This is a genomic window from Gordonia namibiensis NBRC 108229 (genome assembly GCF_000298235.1).
In the GTDB taxonomy this organism is placed as follows: domain Bacteria; phylum Actinomycetota; class Actinomycetes; order Mycobacteriales; family Mycobacteriaceae; genus Gordonia; species Gordonia namibiensis.
Genome location: NZ_BAHE01000011.1, coordinates 77,573 through 93,996 on the forward strand (window position 1 = coordinate 77,573; position 16,424 = coordinate 93,996).

14 protein-coding genes are annotated in these 16,424 nt (G+C 68.2%); 8 read left to right on the plus strand and 6 right to left on the minus strand.

Annotated features, from left to right (window positions below; all coding sequences use genetic code 11):
* Nucleotides 1-177: 177 nt before the first annotated feature.
* A complete protein-coding gene (locus GONAM_RS07290; protein ID WP_006866113.1) occupies nucleotides 178-1,674 on the plus strand; it encodes an aldehyde dehydrogenase family protein in 1,497 nt (498 codons plus the stop codon).
* Between the two features lie 51 nt (nucleotides 1,675-1,725).
* Nucleotides 1,726-2,844, plus strand: coding sequence for an NDMA-dependent alcohol dehydrogenase (locus GONAM_RS07295; RefSeq protein ID WP_006866114.1), 1,119 nt, complete (start codon nucleotides 1,726-1,728; stop codon nucleotides 2,842-2,844).
* A 37-nt stretch (nucleotides 2,845-2,881) separates the two neighbouring features.
* Here GONAM_RS07295 and GONAM_RS07300 read toward each other — a convergent pair whose 3' ends face one another.
* Nucleotides 2,882-4,966: an FUSC family protein gene (locus GONAM_RS07300; protein WP_006866115.1), complete on the minus strand. Its 2,085-nt coding sequence runs from the start codon at nucleotides 4,964-4,966 to the stop codon at nucleotides 2,882-2,884.
* Between the two features lie 112 nt (nucleotides 4,967-5,078).
* On the opposite strand from GONAM_RS07300, the gene GONAM_RS07305 reads away from it, so the two are divergent.
* Nucleotides 5,079-5,693, plus strand: coding sequence for a Pr6Pr family membrane protein (locus tag GONAM_RS07305; RefSeq protein WP_006866116.1), 615 nt, complete (start codon nucleotides 5,079-5,081; stop codon nucleotides 5,691-5,693).
* A gap of 119 nt (nucleotides 5,694-5,812) precedes the next feature.
* Here GONAM_RS07305 and GONAM_RS07310 read toward each other — a convergent pair whose 3' ends face one another.
* The 5 genes from GONAM_RS07310 to GONAM_RS07330 all read right to left on the minus strand — a co-directional run bounded on the left by GONAM_RS07310 (nucleotide 5,813) and on the right by GONAM_RS07330 (nucleotide 10,856).
* A complete protein-coding gene (locus GONAM_RS07310) occupies nucleotides 5,813-6,457 on the minus strand; it encodes a TetR/AcrR family transcriptional regulator (RefSeq protein ID WP_006866117.1) in 645 nt (214 codons plus the stop codon).
* Between the two features lie 10 nt (nucleotides 6,458-6,467).
* On the minus strand, nucleotides 6,468-7,640 hold the full coding sequence (locus GONAM_RS07315; protein ID WP_006866118.1) for an acyl-CoA dehydrogenase family protein: 1,173 nt from the start codon (nucleotides 7,638-7,640) through the stop codon (nucleotides 6,468-6,470).
* A 47-nt stretch (nucleotides 7,641-7,687) separates the two neighbouring features.
* A complete protein-coding gene (locus tag GONAM_RS07320; RefSeq protein ID WP_006866119.1) occupies nucleotides 7,688-8,851 on the minus strand; it encodes an acyl-CoA dehydrogenase family protein in 1,164 nt (387 codons plus the stop codon).
* A gap of 68 nt (nucleotides 8,852-8,919) precedes the next feature.
* Nucleotides 8,920-9,723: a TIGR03084 family metal-binding protein gene (locus tag GONAM_RS07325; protein WP_006866120.1), complete on the minus strand. Its 804-nt coding sequence runs from the start codon at nucleotides 9,721-9,723 to the stop codon at nucleotides 8,920-8,922.
* A gap of 191 nt (nucleotides 9,724-9,914) precedes the next feature.
* Complete coding sequence (locus GONAM_RS07330; RefSeq protein WP_006866121.1) at nucleotides 9,915-10,856, minus strand: PaaI family thioesterase; 942 nt, start codon at nucleotides 10,854-10,856, stop codon at nucleotides 9,915-9,917.
* 103 nt (nucleotides 10,857-10,959) lie between these two features.
* Here GONAM_RS07330 and GONAM_RS07335 point away from each other — a divergent pair, with 103 nt between their 5' ends.
* The 5 genes from GONAM_RS07335 (at nucleotide 10,960) to GONAM_RS07355 (ending at nucleotide 16,330) form a co-directional block, all read left to right on the plus strand.
* Complete coding sequence (locus GONAM_RS07335) at nucleotides 10,960-11,421, plus strand: hypothetical protein (protein WP_006360301.1); 462 nt, start codon at nucleotides 10,960-10,962, stop codon at nucleotides 11,419-11,421.
* A 185-nt stretch (nucleotides 11,422-11,606) separates the two neighbouring features.
* Complete coding sequence (gene fadD1, locus GONAM_RS07340) at nucleotides 11,607-13,196, plus strand: fatty-acid--CoA ligase FadD1 (protein WP_006866122.1); 1,590 nt, start codon at nucleotides 11,607-11,609, stop codon at nucleotides 13,194-13,196.
* 4 nt (nucleotides 13,197-13,200) lie between these two features.
* A complete protein-coding gene (locus tag GONAM_RS07345; protein WP_006866123.1) occupies nucleotides 13,201-14,283 on the plus strand; it encodes a TIGR03857 family LLM class F420-dependent oxidoreductase in 1,083 nt (360 codons plus the stop codon).
* Nucleotides 14,280-15,335 (plus strand): phosphotransferase family protein, encoded by a 1,056-nt coding sequence (locus GONAM_RS07350; RefSeq protein WP_006866124.1) that lies wholly within the window; start codon nucleotides 14,280-14,282, stop codon nucleotides 15,333-15,335. Before GONAM_RS07345 ends, GONAM_RS07350 begins: the two co-directional genes overlap by 4 nt.
* Nucleotides 15,332-16,330 (plus strand): NAD-dependent epimerase/dehydratase family protein, encoded by a 999-nt coding sequence (locus GONAM_RS07355; protein WP_006866125.1) that lies wholly within the window; start codon nucleotides 15,332-15,334, stop codon nucleotides 16,328-16,330. Before GONAM_RS07350 ends, GONAM_RS07355 begins: the two co-directional genes overlap by 4 nt.
* The last annotated feature ends 94 nt before the right edge of the window (nucleotides 16,331-16,424 follow it).

The window sequence follows — 16,424 nt, forward strand, 5'->3', positions numbered from 1 at the left end:
CTGTTCACGTCAACCGTTCAGGACAAAGCGGAGGTGTTCAGTTTCTGGACACGGCAAGCACCGCGATAGGTGGCAGAAATGAGTCAGGTCACAGCTATGACCCAGATCACGCCTGACCGTCCCGTCTCGATCCGCTCGATCCGCCCCCGACGTCGAGCGCTTCACCAGGAGGTATTCATGACCGCCGTTGCCACCGAGCTGCTACCCAAGGTCCGCGACTTCATCGGCGCCGACCGTCCGATGCTGATCGGCGGTGAGTGGGTGTGGTCGGCGTCGGGCCGCACCTTCGAGACCCTCGACCCCGCCACCGCCCGTCCCCTCACCTCGGTCGCTCACGGCGACGCCACCGACATCGACCGCGCGGTCCGCGCCGCCCGCGAGGCCTTCGACTCCGGCCCCTGGACTCGGATGAAGCCGAACGAACGCGAACGACTGTTGTGGCGCGTCGGCGATCTGCTCACCGAACGGGCAGCCGAGTTCGGTCAGCTCGAAGCACTCGACAACGGCAAGGCCGCGACCATCGCCGCCGCCGTCGACACCGCCTGGTCCGCCGACATCTTCCGCTACAACGCGGGCCTGGCCACCAAGATCACCGGTTCCACGGTCGACGTGTCGATGCCGTTCGTGCCCGGCGGTGAGTTCCACGCCTACACCCTCCGCGAGCCGGTCGGGGTGTGCGGGCTGATCGTCCCGTGGAACTTCCCGCTGCTGATGGCCGCCTTCAAGCTGGCGCCGGCGCTGGCCGCGGGCAACACCGTCATCCTCAAGCCCGCCGAGCAGACACCGCTCACCGCTCTGTTGCTCGGCGAGATCTTCGACGAGGCCGGGTTCCCGCCGGGTGTGGTCAACATCGTCACCGGTTACGGCGAGGCCGGCGCCGCCCTCGCCGCCCACGAAGACGTCGACAAGATCGCCTTCACCGGTTCCACCGAGGTCGGCAAGAAGATCGTCGAGGCGGCCAAGGGCAACCTCAAGAAGGTGTCGCTCGAACTGGGCGGCAAGAGCCCCAACATCGTCTACGCCGACGCCGATTTCGAAAAGGCGGTCGCCGGCTCGGTGGCCGCCTGGATGTTCAACCACGGCCAATGCTGCGTCGCCGGCACCCGGCTCTTCGTCGAACGTCCCATCTTCGACGAGTTCACCGCAGCGGTCGCCGAGGCGGCATCCCAGGCGAAGATCGGGCCGGGCCTCGATCCCGCCACCGAGCTCGGTCCGCTGGTCAGTCAGGAACAGTTCGACCGCGTGTCCGGCTACCTCGCGGCCGGTATCGCCGACGGCGCTCGTGCGCTGACCGGCGGAAAGCGTTGGGGCGACGAGGGATTCTTCATCGAACCGACGGTGTTCGTCGACGTCGAACCGGACTTCTCCATCGTGCGGGAGGAGATCTTCGGACCGGTCGTCGCCGCGCTGCCCTTCGACGCCGACACCGGTGTCGCGGCCGCCGCCAACGACTCCATCTACGGTCTCGCCGCGGGCATCTGGACCACCGACCTGTCGAAGGCCCACCGGACGGCCCGGCAGATCAAGGCCGGTTCGGTCTGGGTCAACCAGTACAACGGCTTCGACACCGCGATGCCCTTCGGCGGCTACAAGCAGTCCGGCTGGGGCCGCGAACTCGGTTCCTCGGCCATCGACCTCTACACGCAGACGAAGGCCGTGAACATCGCACTGTGACCGGCCGTTTCGCTTCCATCCAGATTTCCCCCGAGTGCAAAGGAGCACACCATGACACTGACCACCAAGGCCGCCGTTCTCACCGCCCCCGGAAAGCCTTTCGAGATCGTCGAACTCGACCTCGACGAGCCCCGCGAGGGTGAGGTCCTGATCAAGTACACCGCTGCCGGTCTGTGCCACTCCGACCTCCACCTCACCGACGGCGACCTGCCGCCGCGCTACCCGATCGTGGGTGGTCACGAGGGCTCCGGGATCATCGAGGCCGTCGGCCCCGGCGTGACCAAGGTGCAGCCGGGCGACCACGTCGTGTGCAGCTTCATCCCGAACTGCGGCACCTGCCGGTACTGCTCGACGGGGCGGCAGAACCTGTGCGACATGGGCGCGACCATCCTGGAGGGATCGATGCCCGACGGCACCTTCCGATTCCATTCGGGCAAGGACGATTTCGGTGCGATGTGCATGCTGGGCACCTTCTCCGAGCGGGCCACCATCTCCCAGCACTCGGTGGTGAAGGTCGACGACTGGCTGCCGTTGGACAAGGCCGTCCTCGTCGGCTGCGGTGTGCCGTCCGGTTGGGGCACCTCGGTGTACGCCGGCGGTGTGCGTGCCGGTGACACCGTGGTCATCTACGGCATCGGTGGTCTCGGCATCAACGCCGTCCAGGGCGCGGTGTCGGCGGGTGCCAAGTACGTCGTGGTCGTCGACCCGGTCGCCATGAAGCGCGACGCCGCACTGAAATTCGGTGCGACGCATGCTTTCGCCGACGCACAGGAGGCGGCCACAAAGGTCAACGAGCTCACCTGGGGGCAGGGCGCCGACCAGGCGCTCATCCTGGTGGGCACGGTCGACGAGGAGGTCGTCTCGAACGCGACGGCCGTCGTCGGCAAGGGTGGCACGGTGGTCATCACCGGGCTCGCCGATCCGGCCAAGCTCACCGTGCACGTGTCGGGCACCGACCTGACGCTGAACCAGAAGACGATCAAGGGCAGCCTGTTCGGCTCGGCCAACCCGCAGTACGACATCGTCAAGCTGCTGCGTCTCTACGACCAGGGTCAGCTCAAGCTCGACGAACTGGTCACCACCACCTACACCCTCGACCAGGTCAACGAGGGCTATCAGGACCTCCGTGACGGAAAGAACCTGCGCGGGGTCATCATCCACGGCGAATGAGCCGAAGACCGGAACACGCGAACAGCTCGTCGGCAGGTCACTCGCCGGCGAGCTGTTCGTCTGTACGAGGAGAGTGGGCGGGCCCGGCGATCGCCTCGCGCATGCGCTGCACCGATGCGATGAGTCGTCGGGCCTGCCGGCCCGGTGAGGAGTCGGCGGGCTCCGTCGCATGGACGGTGTTCTCGACCTTGACGTCTTTCGTCAGCTTCCCGATCGTCGACGCCGCGGCACCGCCGTGTTCGATCGACGACACGGTCGCGTCGGCGGCACCCCGGAGCTCGTCGACGAGATCCTGTTCGCTCTCCGGGTCGACTCGGTCGGTGTCGGTGTTCCCGGTGTGGTCCGCGGGCCGTGCCAGACCGATCGCCGACCACGCGAGCCCCCTTGCCTCGCGTGTCGTCTCATGGAGGTGCGGCCGCAGACGACGCAGCATCGATCGGTGGAACCGACTGAGCGAGAACACCGCAGACGTCGCGGTGTCGAGCATCGCGGCCTCGGCCCCGTCGAGCACCCGGACGGCGGCCAGCGCCGCGTCCGAATCGACCTCCCCCGGCCGGTTCTCGCCTCTGCGCAGGGCGACGGAGGCCATGTCGACGAGGGCGTCGAAGTACGCCCGGAGCTTGGTGTCGAGGACGGGTGAGGTCGGCGTGCTCAAGATGAGGAAGGCCGCGGCCGCGCCGACCAGGGCACCGCACAGGGTCTCCTCGATGCGCCACTCGAGGACATGACGGTTCAGGACACCGAGCAGGTCGTAGCTGTTGGTGAGGACGATCGTGATGAACAGGATCGTCCAGGTGTAGGAGATCGCACCGAGATAGAAGGCGAAGAAGACCGCACAGACCACGATCACGTACTGCACGACGGGGTGTTCGCCGATGATCAGCACCGCGGCGACGCCGATCACCAGCCCGACCGCGGTGCCCTGCACGCGTTTGACGGCCTTGGTGAGAATGGCTCCGCGCGTGGCCATTCCGTTGAAGACCATGAATGCGCTGAGCACCGCCCAGTACCAGCGACTCGCCGAGATGAGCTCACCGACGGCGAGGGCCACCGAGCAGGCGACCATGACCTGGAGTGCGAATCGGGTGGTGTCGGGCCTCGGGGTCTTCGCCGGCGTCGAGGTCTTCCGGGTGGGTGCCGCCCCGGTCGACGTCGCAGGCGTGGTCGAGGTTCGGCGTCCGACGGCGATCGAGCGCAGATCGGCCGCGGCCGACACCGCGATACGCAACGTCTCGATGGTCGGGTCCGGTCCGACGAGCGCGCAGGACGCAGCGTCACCCGGCGACCTCAGCGCAGTGCGAACCTGCGACACCGCCTGAGCGACGGCGGGATCCGCGCGGCGCTCGGCCACCCGGAAGGCGGCCTGTTCGCTCGACAGATGCAGCATCGAGACCCGGCGCGACAGGGTCGTGTCATCCAGATCCGTGTACTGCTCGGCGTCGTAGTTCTTCTGCCATCCGGCGACCGCGCTCGTCGCGGCCGACAGTCGGGTCACCGCCGCCGCCACCCGCTGCGGCCCGGTCCCCGGTTCGCTCGCGACCCGGAGCAGATCGTCGGCGCAGACCTCCACACTCCGCAGGAGGCGCCTCAGTTCCTCACCCGGCCGGTCGGGGACCAGAACCAGGCGTACGAAGAGTGCGCTCGCCACGGCGATGACGACGAGGCCGCACAGCACCGGCAACGTGTGCAGGTCGGCCCCCATCACCACGGCGAAGAAGAAGGCGAAGAACCCGAAGAAGCCCAGTGCACTCCCCCGCGGCCCGTAACGCGTCGTCCAGGCGGCGAGACCGGCGATCGCGACGAAAGCGACCGCCCGCGCGGCCGGCCACGGATGCAACAGGCACGCGAGGAGCGCCGCCGCGAAGCCGGGGACGAGCAGCGCGACGGTCGTGATGATCCGGGCCCGCGCGGTCGTGTCCTTGACCGCCCCGACCGTCGCCCACAGCGACAGGAAGCCGGCCGACAGTTCCGCCGCGACCGGGATGCTCACCACCGATCGGATCGCGAGGACCACCAGTGCACCGATGGCCATCGCCGACGCACCGCGCGCGGCCTTCAGCAACCTCGCCGCACCCGGATCGTGCGTCGTCAGCAGTGCGGTCAGTGCGAAGGGCGGCGCCATGGGAGGAATCCTCTCATCGCCGAGGCGGATCGCAGGATGGCGGCGACGCATGTTCGTGCCACCGACGGCGGGGTGCACGCGCCGCGCGTGATCCCGGTGCTTCAATCAGCGTGTGACAGCGACCTGGTGGATTCGTGTTCTCCGCATCGTCTTCGCGGCTCTCGGTGCCGCCGCCCTGATCTATCAGGTGGCGGTGCGATGGGGCGATGCCGACTTCTCGCTCGGGAACTTCTTCGGCTACTTCACGGTGCTCAGCAACATCGCCGCCGCGGTGGTGCTGCTCGTCGGCGGACTGCTCGCCCCCACCGGGCCGGTGTGGGAGTGGGTGCGCGGGGCGGTGACCACCTGCATGGTGATCACCGGCATCGTCTACGCACTGTTGCTCAGCGGGGTCGACGTGGACGTCACCTACAGCTGGGTGAACGACGTGCTCCACCGCATCATCCCGCTCGTGATGCTGGTGGACTGGGCTCTCGTGCGCGCCAAGCGGCTCCCCGAACGCAGTTGGCTGACCTGGCTGGCCATCCCGCTGGTCTACGGCATCTACTCGCTGATCCGCGGCCCCATCGTCGACTGGTACCCGTACCCGTTCCTCGACCCACGCGAGCAGGGTTATGTGTCGATGGCCATCTCGTTGGTGGTCGTGTTCGTAGGTATGACGCTCATGTCTTTCGGCGTCTACTGGGTCGGGACACGAGGACGGTCGAGGGACGTGACCCCGGCCTGATCGCCCCCCTCGCCGCCTGATCCGAAAGAATGCGACGCACCCAGCTCTGCTGCCTGAGGTGCGAGTAGCGCAGCGAGGAGCCTCGAAGGCCTGGTGAGGCGACGCCCCGACTCTTCGAGTCAGGCCGTCCCGTCCGCGCCCAATGCGACGGCTATCTGTTCGCACCACGTGTCGACGACCTGCGCACGACGCGCCGAATCGTCGGTCAGGGTGTCGGCCAGGCCGAGCCCGCGCGCGAAGTCGAGGGTCGCCTGCACGAGACGATGCCCCTTCTCGTCGGCCGGCGAGACCCCCATCGCCGACATTGTTCGCTGATGGGCCGCACGGGCGAACTTGGCCTCCAGCGGCAGGATCAGGGTGCGCAGAGCGGGGTCGGAGGCGGCGGCCGCCCACACCTGCAGCGCCGCCTTGAATTCCGTTCCGGTGTAGACCTCGACCACGCGTTGCACGGCGGCCAGCACGCGCGCCGGGGTGATCTCCCCGTCGGATGCGGCCGCCGCCCCGAACTTGCTGTCCGCGGCCGTCGTGAGGTCGTCGAAGACCTGCTCGAGTGCCGCGGTGATGAGCGACTCCCGCGTCGGGAAGTGGTGCTGCGCCGCGCCTCGCGAGACGCCGGCGCGCTCGGCGACCGCGGCGACGGTGGCCGCCGCCCAGCCGTCCGCCGCGAGTGCGTCGATCGTCGCCCGCAACAGGCGTTCACGTGTCAGGCGTGAGCGTTCCTGCTGCGGTTCACGACGATTCGACGACACTCGCGCGGACACCATCGGTGCTACCTCAGTACGACTTCGGGAGGCCGAGGCTGGCCTGCGCAACGAAGTTGAGGATCATCTCGCGGCTGACCGGTGCGACGCGGGCGATCCGGACGAGACTCAGCATCGGCGCGATGCCGTACTCGGAGGTCAACCCGTTGCCACCCATCGAGTGCACGGCCTGATCGACGAGCTTCACCGCGGCCTCGGCGGCGGCGTACTTCGCCATGTTCGCCGGCTCGGCGGCACCCCAGTCGTCACCCGCGTCGTACATCGTCGCAGCCTTCTGCATCATGAGCTTGGCCATCTCGAGCTCGATCTTGCCCTGCGCCAACGGATGTGCGATGGCCTGGTGCGCGCCGATCGGCGCCTTCCACACCGTGCGCTCCTTGACGTACGACACCGCCTTGTCGAGCGCGAAGCGACCCATGCCGACGGCCGACGCCGCGGCCATGATCCGCTCCGGGTTCAGGCCGGCGAACAGCTGGCTGAGGGCCGCGTCCTCGTCGCCGACGAGCGCGTCGGCGGGCAGCCGGACGTCGTCGAGGAACAACTGGAACTGCTTCTCCGGGTTCTGCAGTTCCATGTCGATCATGGTGTAGGAGAAGTTCTCCGCGTCGGTCGGCACGATGAAGAGCGCCGGCTTGAGCTTGCCGGTCTTGGCGTCTTCGGTGCGTGCCACGATCAGGACGGCCTGGGCCTGGTCGACGCCGGAGATGTAGACCTTCTGACCGGACAGCAGCCAGTCCGAACCGTCACGACGGGCGGTGGTGGTGATGTTGTGCGAGTTCGATCCGGCGTCGGGTTCGGTGATGCCGAACGCCATCGTGATCGAGCCGTCCGCGAGGCCCGGCAGCCAGCGCTGCTTCTGCTCGTCGGTGCCGAAACGTGCGATCACATTGCCGCAGATGGCCGGCGAGACCACCAGCATCAGCAGGCCGGTGCCGGAGGCGGCGATCTCCTCCATGACGATCGCGAGCTCGTACATGCCCGCACCGCCGCCGCCGTACTCCTCCGGGAGGTTGACGCCGATGAAGCCGAGCTTGCCCGCCTCCTGCCAGAGCTCATCGGTCTTGCGTCCCTCGCGGGCGCAATCCCGGAAGTATTCCTGGCCGTACTTCGCGGCCAGACCGGCGACCGCGGAACGCAGCGCGGCGCGCTCCGGGGTCTCGACGAAGGGGTTCTCCAAGGCTGTCATCGCGTCTTTTCCTCTGTGTGGGTTCGGGTTCGGATGGGGGCGTCGACTCAGGCGTGGAAGCCGAGTCGCTTGGCTGCCAGACCGTTGAGAATCTCGGTGGTGCCGCCGCCGATGCCGATGATGCGCATGTCGCGATACTGGCGTTCGACCTCGGTGCCGGTCATGTAACCGAGTCCACCGTGCAGCTGAACGGCCTTGTTGGCCACCCATTCTCCGGCCTCGACCGCGGTGTTCTTGGCGAAGCACACCTCGGCGATGAGGTCGTCGTGCGAGGTCACCTTCCGCTCCACCACGGCGCGGGTGTAGACGCGGGCGATGTCGATACGACGCGCCATCTCGGTCAGGGTGTCCTGGACCGACTGACGCGCGATGATCGGCTTGCCGAAGGTCTCGCGATCACGGGCCCACTGCACGGTGAGGTCGAGGCATCGCTGGGCGCTGGCGTAGGCCTGGACGGCCAGACCCGAGCGTTCGGTCACGAAAGCCATGGCGATCTGGGCGAATCCGGAGTTCTCCGGTCCGACGAGGTTCTTCACCGGGACGCGTGCGTCGACGAAGGACAGCTCCGCGGTGTCCGAGCAACGCCAGCCCATCTTGTCGAGCTTGCGGGTGACGGTGAATCCAGGGGTGTCCTTGTCGATGACGAGGAGGGAGACGCCACCGGCGCCCGGGCCGCCGGTACGGACGGCCGCGACGACGAAGTCGGCCCGAACGGCCGAGGTGATGTAGGTCTTCGAACCGTTGACGACGAAGAAGTCGCCGTCGCGCTCGGCCTTGGTGGTCAGATGGCCGACGTCGCTGCCGCCGCCGGGCTCGGTGATCGCGAGGGAGCCGATCTTCTCACCGGCGAGGGTCGGGCGGACCCAGCGATCGATCTGCTCCGGATCGCCGGCGGCGATCAGGTGCGGCAGGGCGATGCCGTGGGTGAACAGGCCGGAGAAGATGCCGCCGGCCGCACCGGCGTAGTGCAGTTCCTCGGCGAGGATCGTCGTATCGATGATGTCGCCGCCCGAACCGCCGACCTCCTCGGGGATCCCGAGGCCGAACAGGCCGAGCTTGGCGGCTTCGAGGTGAAGCGAACGCGGGATCTCGCCGTCGCGCTCCCAGTCGTCCTGGAAGGGCAGGATGTGCTTCTCGACGAACTTGCGGACCATCGAACGCAGTTCGAGACGTTCCGGCGTGTCCCAGACGTTGGGGCTGGCAATGGGCACCCGAGGCTCCTTAGGTGATGTGACGGTGAGAGGTGGTGTTGAACGAGCAGAGGGTTCGACGCGAGGGTTCAGGCGCCACGCGGTTCGCGGCCGGCTCCCGGAGGACCGGCGAAACACTGTGCGATGCCGGACCATTCGAGCGCGTCGTGGCCAACGAACTCCAGGTCGAGGTCGGCGACGGCACGTCGCTGCGTGACGAGCTGGCAGAAGTCCAGTGCCGAGCCGCGCACGATGTTCGACGCGTCCTCGGGACCCCAGGTCCACAGCTCACCCGACGGCGAGGTCAGGGCGTAGTGGAACGGTTCGGCCGGCGGGACCTTGTTGTTGACGATGTAGGCGAAATCGCGTGTGCGCACGCCGATGTGCGCGACGTGGCGGATGCGGTCGCTGGGCAGCACCGTCACCCCGAGGGCGTCGGCGACGTCGAGACCGTGCGCCCACGTCTCCATCAGCCGCGCGGTCGCCATGGACGCCGCCGACATCGGCGGGCCGAACCACGGGATCTTCACACCCTGGGGCACTTCCCGGAGCGCGTCCGCCAGCTTCGTTCGAGCGAGCCGCCAGCCGGCGAGGATCTCCTCGACCGGCGCACCCGCTCCGGCCTCGGCGGCATCGTCGACGTAGGTCTCGGGGCTGTTCTGCAGGGCCTCGGTCACCAGCTCGGTGAAGCGATCGGGATCGGTCGCCGCGATGGCGGCGACCTCGTCGGTCCACGCGAGGTGGGCGATCTGGTGGGCGATGGTCCACCCCGGGGCTGGTGTCGGCGTGGCCCATCCCGCGTCGTCGAGGTCGGCGACCAGCGCATCGAGCTGGTCGGACTCGGCTTCGAGGTCTGCCACGACGCCGTAAACGGCCGCTGCTCGATCGGTCATGCGCCATAGCGTCACACAGGACCGTAGAAGAATCAAGCGCGCTTGATTGTTTCTTTGGCGACGCACAGTGAACCGCCCCTGCGATCAACCCTCATAAGCGAGTCCGCCGACGATATGTCGGCGACTCCGCTACCGGGGGCAGATCCCAAGGGCGGTCATCAGGGTTGGTTATCGGAGCGGAGCAACCGCCGTCAGTGGTAGTGAACGTCCAGCGTGGCGCGGCTCAGCAGGACATCGTCGTATGAGGTCATGGTCGCCTCGAAGGAGGAGATCCGACGCCCGGTCTTGATCGGCGTCACCTCGACGGTGACCTCGCTGCCGTCGACCGCCGGCGATCGGTAGAAGCCGATCGCCATGTCACCGATCGAGTACTCCTGCCCTGCCCCGGCGTGCAGGTGCCCGGCGAAGGACCCCGCCTGGCCGACGATCGTCGCGATGACGCCGCCGTGCATGGTGCCGAACATGTTGCCCATCCAGGGGTCGGTGGCGCTGCGGAACCGAATACCGGCGTCGCGCTCGGTGGCCCCGTCGAGCACCTCGACCGTGCCGTTGAGCATCTCGACCAGCGGTCCGGGGTCCCGCTGCTTGGTGGCGATCTCCTCGACCACCGCCCGCCCGGTCAGATCCGCGGGGATGGCGGCCGGGAGCGTCACGCCGTGGTCGTCATCGCAGCTGGGCATCGCCATCCCGATCTCGGCGGACGGAGTCTGACCCGTCAGGGCGCGCCCGACGCGAACATTGCGGGCGGTGCCCACACAACACAGTTGCCCTGCCCCGGAACGGATCTCGACGTATGTCGAGCCCCAGCCGTCGTCGTGCATCACCACCTCGGCACGCGCCGCGAGCAGGTCACCGATGTTCGCGCGACCGTGCGTCGACAACGACAACCGCGCCTGCAGCGTGGCGGCCGCCGGGTCGTCGTGGGTGCGATGGAACGGGATGCCGCCGCAGTGATCGAACAGAACGGCGAGCGCGGGCAGCTCGATCAGGCCGCGATGGTCGGCGAACTGCGAGCAGAGCAACTGAGCGGCGCGCACGCCCTTGCCCTCGACGGCGAGGTCGCCGAGATGGAAGGCGGACAGCGGGTCGTGTGGCCCCGGGTTCGATGACTCGGCGTGATGCGGATCGCTCATACGTCTTCTGTATCAGCAGAATGCCGCCGACCTCACCTTGAGGAGTCCAACATCACTCCCGTACGCTGTGGATTCGAAGTGTCCAAAGTGACGGGAGATACACATGGGACGCAAGACCATTGCTGGACTCGGAGCCGTTGCGGCATTCGGTGCGATGACGCTGGGCGCTGCGACCGCGCAGGCCGCCCCGGGTGAGCAGGCGCTGAGCGTTGAACAGGTCCCGAACACGGGCATCACCGTCGGCTCGAACGGCGTCAGCGGAGGCTTCCTCGCCTCGATCCTCGCATCCGCGACCGAACCGGGTGTCACCCAGGTCGCACTGAACACGACGCCAACCGAGGCCTGCGCGACCAACCTCAAGGACGCACGCGTCGGCATCAGCTGGACCAACAAGTCCACCGGCCAGTCCGGCAGCGACGTCTTCGACGCCTGCAGCGACGCACGCCCGTCGGACGGCGTGGCCCTCGCGACCGGCGCCGGCTCGATCGAGTTCACCACGACGATCATCGGCAAGAACGACCGCACGTTCACCGTCGTGCCCGGTAGCGGCTCGTTCAAGCGCTAGCAGCAGACAGCAACACCCGTTCGGTCGGGGACGCTTCGGCGTCCCCGACCGAGTTGTTTCCGGGGACCCCGGCCGTGGTGCGCGAACGTCTCCGACGGTCACACCCAGGCGTCTCCGACGCGGCGCAGTAGACAATATTTCAGATCTGTACACGGACCTGGTGAACACGTTCTAGATTTGGCCGCATGGCCGAGACAGTGACCCAGCTCCTCCAGGCACGAGCCGACGACGACAACCTGGCGATCACCTACGAGGGACACCGCTGGACGTGGCGCGAGTACGTCCGCGATGCGGAGAAGACTGCTGCCGCAATACTGTCCGTGGCCGACGCCTCTCGACCGATGCACATCGGCACCCTGCTGGGGAACACCCCGGACATGCTCATCGCCCTCGCGGCCGGAGCCCTCGGCGGCTACGTCACCGCCGGCATCAACAACACCCGACGCGGCGACGGCCTGACCGCCGACATCCTGCGCGCCGACTGCCAGATCCTCATCACCGACGCCGAGCACCGCCCCCTGCTCGAGGGCCTGGAACTCCCCGGCGTGACGGTCCTGGACACCTCGACCCCGCAGTGGACCGACCTCATCGCCGGGGCGGGTGACCTCACCCCGCACTCCGTGCCGGGCGCGATGGACACGTTCATGCTGATCTTCACCTCGGGCACCAGCGGCAACCCCAAGCCGGTTCAGTTCGCGCACATGATGATCCCGTTCGCCGGCCCCGTCCTCGCCGACAAGTACGACATCGGCCCCGGCGACGTCTGCTACCTGTCGATGCCGCTGTTCCACAGCGCCGCGCTCATGGGCGGTTACTGCGTCGCACTGTGCGGGGGCGCCGCGATCGCGCCGGCCAAGTTCTCCGCGTCGACCTTCCTCGACGACATCCGCCGCTACAACGCGACGTACATGAACTACGTCGGCAAGCCCCTCGCCTACATCCTCGCCACCGAGGAGAAGCCCGACGACGCCGACAATCCCCTGCGCGTCGCCTTCGGCAACGAGGCCACCGACCGGGACATCGACGAGTTCTCGCGCCGCTTCGGCTGCACGGTCTGGGACGGGTTCGGCTCCACCGAACTCGCGATCATCATCACCCGCGAACCGGGCACCCCGCACGGTTCGATCGGCCGCGGCTTCCCCAACGTCGCGGTCTACAGCTCCTCCACGATCACCGAATGTCCGGCGGCCGAATTCGACGACACCGGAGCACTTCGCAACCCAGACGAGGCGATCGGTGAGCTGGTGAACGTCGAGGGCGGCGGGATGTTCATGGGGTACTACAACGACTCCGCTGCCACCAACGAGCGTCTGCGTCACGGGATGTACTGGTCCGGCGACCTCGCCTACAAGGACGCCGACGGGTGGATCTACCTGGCCGGCCGGACCGGCGACTGGATGCGGGTCGACGGCGAGAACCTCGCCGCCGGGCCGATCGAGCGAATACTTCTGCGAGTGCCCGAGATCAACCGCGTCGCGGTGTACGCGGTGCCCGACGAACACGTCGGTGACGCCGTGATGGCCGCCGTCGTGCTGCAGGACGGCGTCGAACTGAGCCCGGAGTCCTTCACCGAACAGCTTGCCGCACAGGCGGACCTGTCGCCGAAGGCCTGGCCGCGATACGTCCGGATCGCCGACGACCTGCCCACCACCGCCACCAACAAGATCCTCAAGCGCACCCTGAAGCAAGAAGGTGCGACCGCCGGCGACGGCACCCTCTGGGTGCGCGAGGCGCGGTCGCAGGAATACCGCGAGGCCGTCAGCGCGAGCGCCTGAGCCCATGGAACAGCTCACCGAGCTCGGCTACTACGCACTCTCCCGGCACCCGGTCACCCCCCGCGAGCTCGCCGGCGAGGCCCGGTTCGCCGACGAGATCGGACTCGGGACGGCCTTCGTCTCGGAGCGGTTCAACGTCAAGGACGCGGCCGCCCTGTGCGGTGCTCTCGCCGGTGCGACCGAGAACCTCGGGATCGCCACGGCCGCAACCAACCACAACACCCGGCACCCCATCGTCACCGCGACGATGGGCGCCACCCTGGCCGAGGTGTCCGACGGTCGCTTCGCTCTCGGACTCGGACGCGGGATAACCCCGCAGTGGCAGATCCTCGGCGTCCCGCTCGTCACCGGCGCGGCGCTACGCGACATCACCGGGCTGCTCCGCAGGCTGTGGGCCGGCGAGATGGTCGTCGGCCACGACGGGCCCGTCGGCTCGTACCCGTTTCTCAGCCTCGGGGTGACCCTGGACGCCCCTCCGCCGATCCTGCTCGTGACGATGAGTCCGAGGACACTTGAGCTGGCCGGCGAGATCGCCGACGGCGTGGTGCTGCACACGTACTTCAGCGCCGACGCCACCCGGCGGGCCGTCGCGCATGTGCGCGATGCAGCCGAACGTGCCGGCCGCGATCCGGCGTCGATCCGGATCTGGTCGGTGGTGGCGACGGTGTCCGACGATCTGGACCCGGCCGACCGGATGCGCCGCTTGTACGGGCGCCTCGCGACCTACCTGCAGGGTTACCCCGACCAGCTCATGGGCGCCAACCAGTGGGACCCCGCCGACCTCGAACGCGTTCGCGCGACAACCGCTTTCACCGGTGCCCGCGGGCCGATCGATGCCACCGCCACCGACGGCGAACTCGCCGAACTGGCCGAGACCATCCCCGAAGCGTGGGTAGCCGACTCCGCGACCGGGTCGCCGTCGGACTGCGCGAAGACGGTCGCCGAACAGTTCGTCCTCGGCGTCGACTCGGTGATCCTGCATGGCGCGACGCCGACCGAACTGGCGCCGGTGGTCGCGGCGTACCGCGACATTCGCCCCGACCGCGCGGTCGGACTACCGGTCAACCCCGGAAGGATGCCCTCGTGACGGAAACCCTCGAGATACCCACGAGCGTCGAACAACTCACGGCGACGTGGCTGACGAATTTCCTCGGCGAGAACGGCCACGACGCGTCGATCACCGCGGTCACCGCCGAGGCCGTCGGGACCGGGCAGATGGCCGGCTCGTATCGGCTGACACTCGAACACTCCGGCCCGGCGGACCTGCCCGGCACCATGGTCGCGAAGCTGGCCACCGGTGCGCCCGAGCAGCGGGAGTTCGGGTCGGGGGTGTTCCGCAACGAGGTCCGGTTCTACCGTGACCTCGCGTCCGGCTTCACAGTCCCGATGCCGCAGTGTTACGCCGCCACGATCTCCGATCCCGGCACCGAGTTCGTACTCCTACTGGAGGACATCGACGAGGCGGTCCAGGGCGATCAGATCATCGGATGTACACCTGCGCAGGCGGAGTCGGTCGCTGTGGCCGCTGCCGGTCTGCATGCACCGCGCTGGAACGACGCCGCGCTGCTGGAGGAGATGCCGCTTCCCGGTGCCGCCGAACGCGAGATGATGGAGTCGATCCTCGAGCCGATGGCCGACGTCTACCGCGACCGGTTCTCCCCCGACGCACGGAGTTCTGCCGCCATCGACTGGCTGGTCCGCGAGGCCGGCGACTGGCTCGTCGCGCCACTGCGGAACACCGCACTCATCCACGGCGACCTCCGTGTGGACAACGTGCTGTTCGGCCCGTCCGGCGAGGTCACCGTCATCGACTGGCAGACCATCACCACCGGTAACCCGCTGCGCGACATCGCCTTTCTGCTCAGCACCAGCCTGACCACCGAGGATCGTCGGAAACACGAGCGCGGCATCGTCGCGTCGTATCACCGTGCGGTCGTCACCGAAGGCGTCGCCGACTACACGCTCGACGAGTGCTGGGACGACTACGTCGCCAACCTCATCCAGGCACCGCTGATCATCGTCTTCGGTTCGGCCGCCGCGCAACCCACCGAACGCGGCACCGCCATGTTCGACGCAATGCTGTCGCGCAGCGCAGCCGCGATCGAGGACCTCGTGCCGGGTGGTCTGGCCGGCCGATGAAGCTCGTCATCGGCGGCAACGGTTTCCTCGGTTCCCGACTGGTCCGACAGCTCGTCGAGAACGGCGAGGACGTCCGCGTCCTCACGCGAGAAACCAGCGATCTCCGCACACTGTCCGGCCTCGACTTCGACCACGCCACCGGCGACCTCTTCGACGCCGCCTCGGTGCGCACGGCGATGAACGGCTGCGACGTGGTTTTCCACTGCGCCGTCGACACCCGTGCGTGGCTGCGGGACCCGGCACCGCTGTACCGCACCAACGTCGACGCCCTGCGGGCGGTGCTCGAAGTGGCCGCCGGTCAGCCGCTGCGCAAGTTCGTGTTCACCAGCACTGCCGCCACCATCGGGCGGGTGCAGGGGCGCCGGGCCACCGAGGACGACGCCTTCAACTGGGCGGACCACGCACCCGAGTACGTGAAGAGCCGTGTCGCCGCCGAGGACCTACTGCTGGACCGCGCCCGCGACGGGGCGGTGCCGGGGGTCGCGATGTGCGTCGCCAACACCTACGGTCCCGGCGATTGGCATCCCACTCCCCATGGTTCCTTCGTCGCCGGTGCGGCACTCGGCAAGCTGCCGTTCACCATTCGCGGCTGCCGAGCCGAGTCGGTGGGCATCGATGACGCGGCGCGCGCACTCGTCCTGGCGGCGGAGCGAGGTGAGGTGGGCCAGCGGTACATCGTCGCCGAGCGATCCATCGACACCGGTCAGATCGTGGAGATCGCCGCCCGCACCGCCGGGCGCGAACCACCCCGGCTCGTCCTCAACCGGGCAGCGCTGTACGCCGCCGGTGCGGTGGGCTCAGCACGGGCCGCCCTCACCCGCAAGCCCGTCCAGCTGACCGTGCCGTCGGTGCGGCTGATGCACTTCATGTCCGAGATGGACCACGGCAAGGCCGAACGCGATCTGGGCTGGCACCCGCGGCCCGTCACCGAGGCGATCGTCGAAGGCGCCAGGTTCTGGCTGGAGCGTAAGCGACCTGCACCTTCTGCTGGTTGAGTAGGTCCGAGCCGCCAGGCGAGGACCGTATCGAAACCAGTTACCAAAGATCTTCTGCGCGCCAGTTGGTTTCGATACGCCTCGTCGCAAGCTC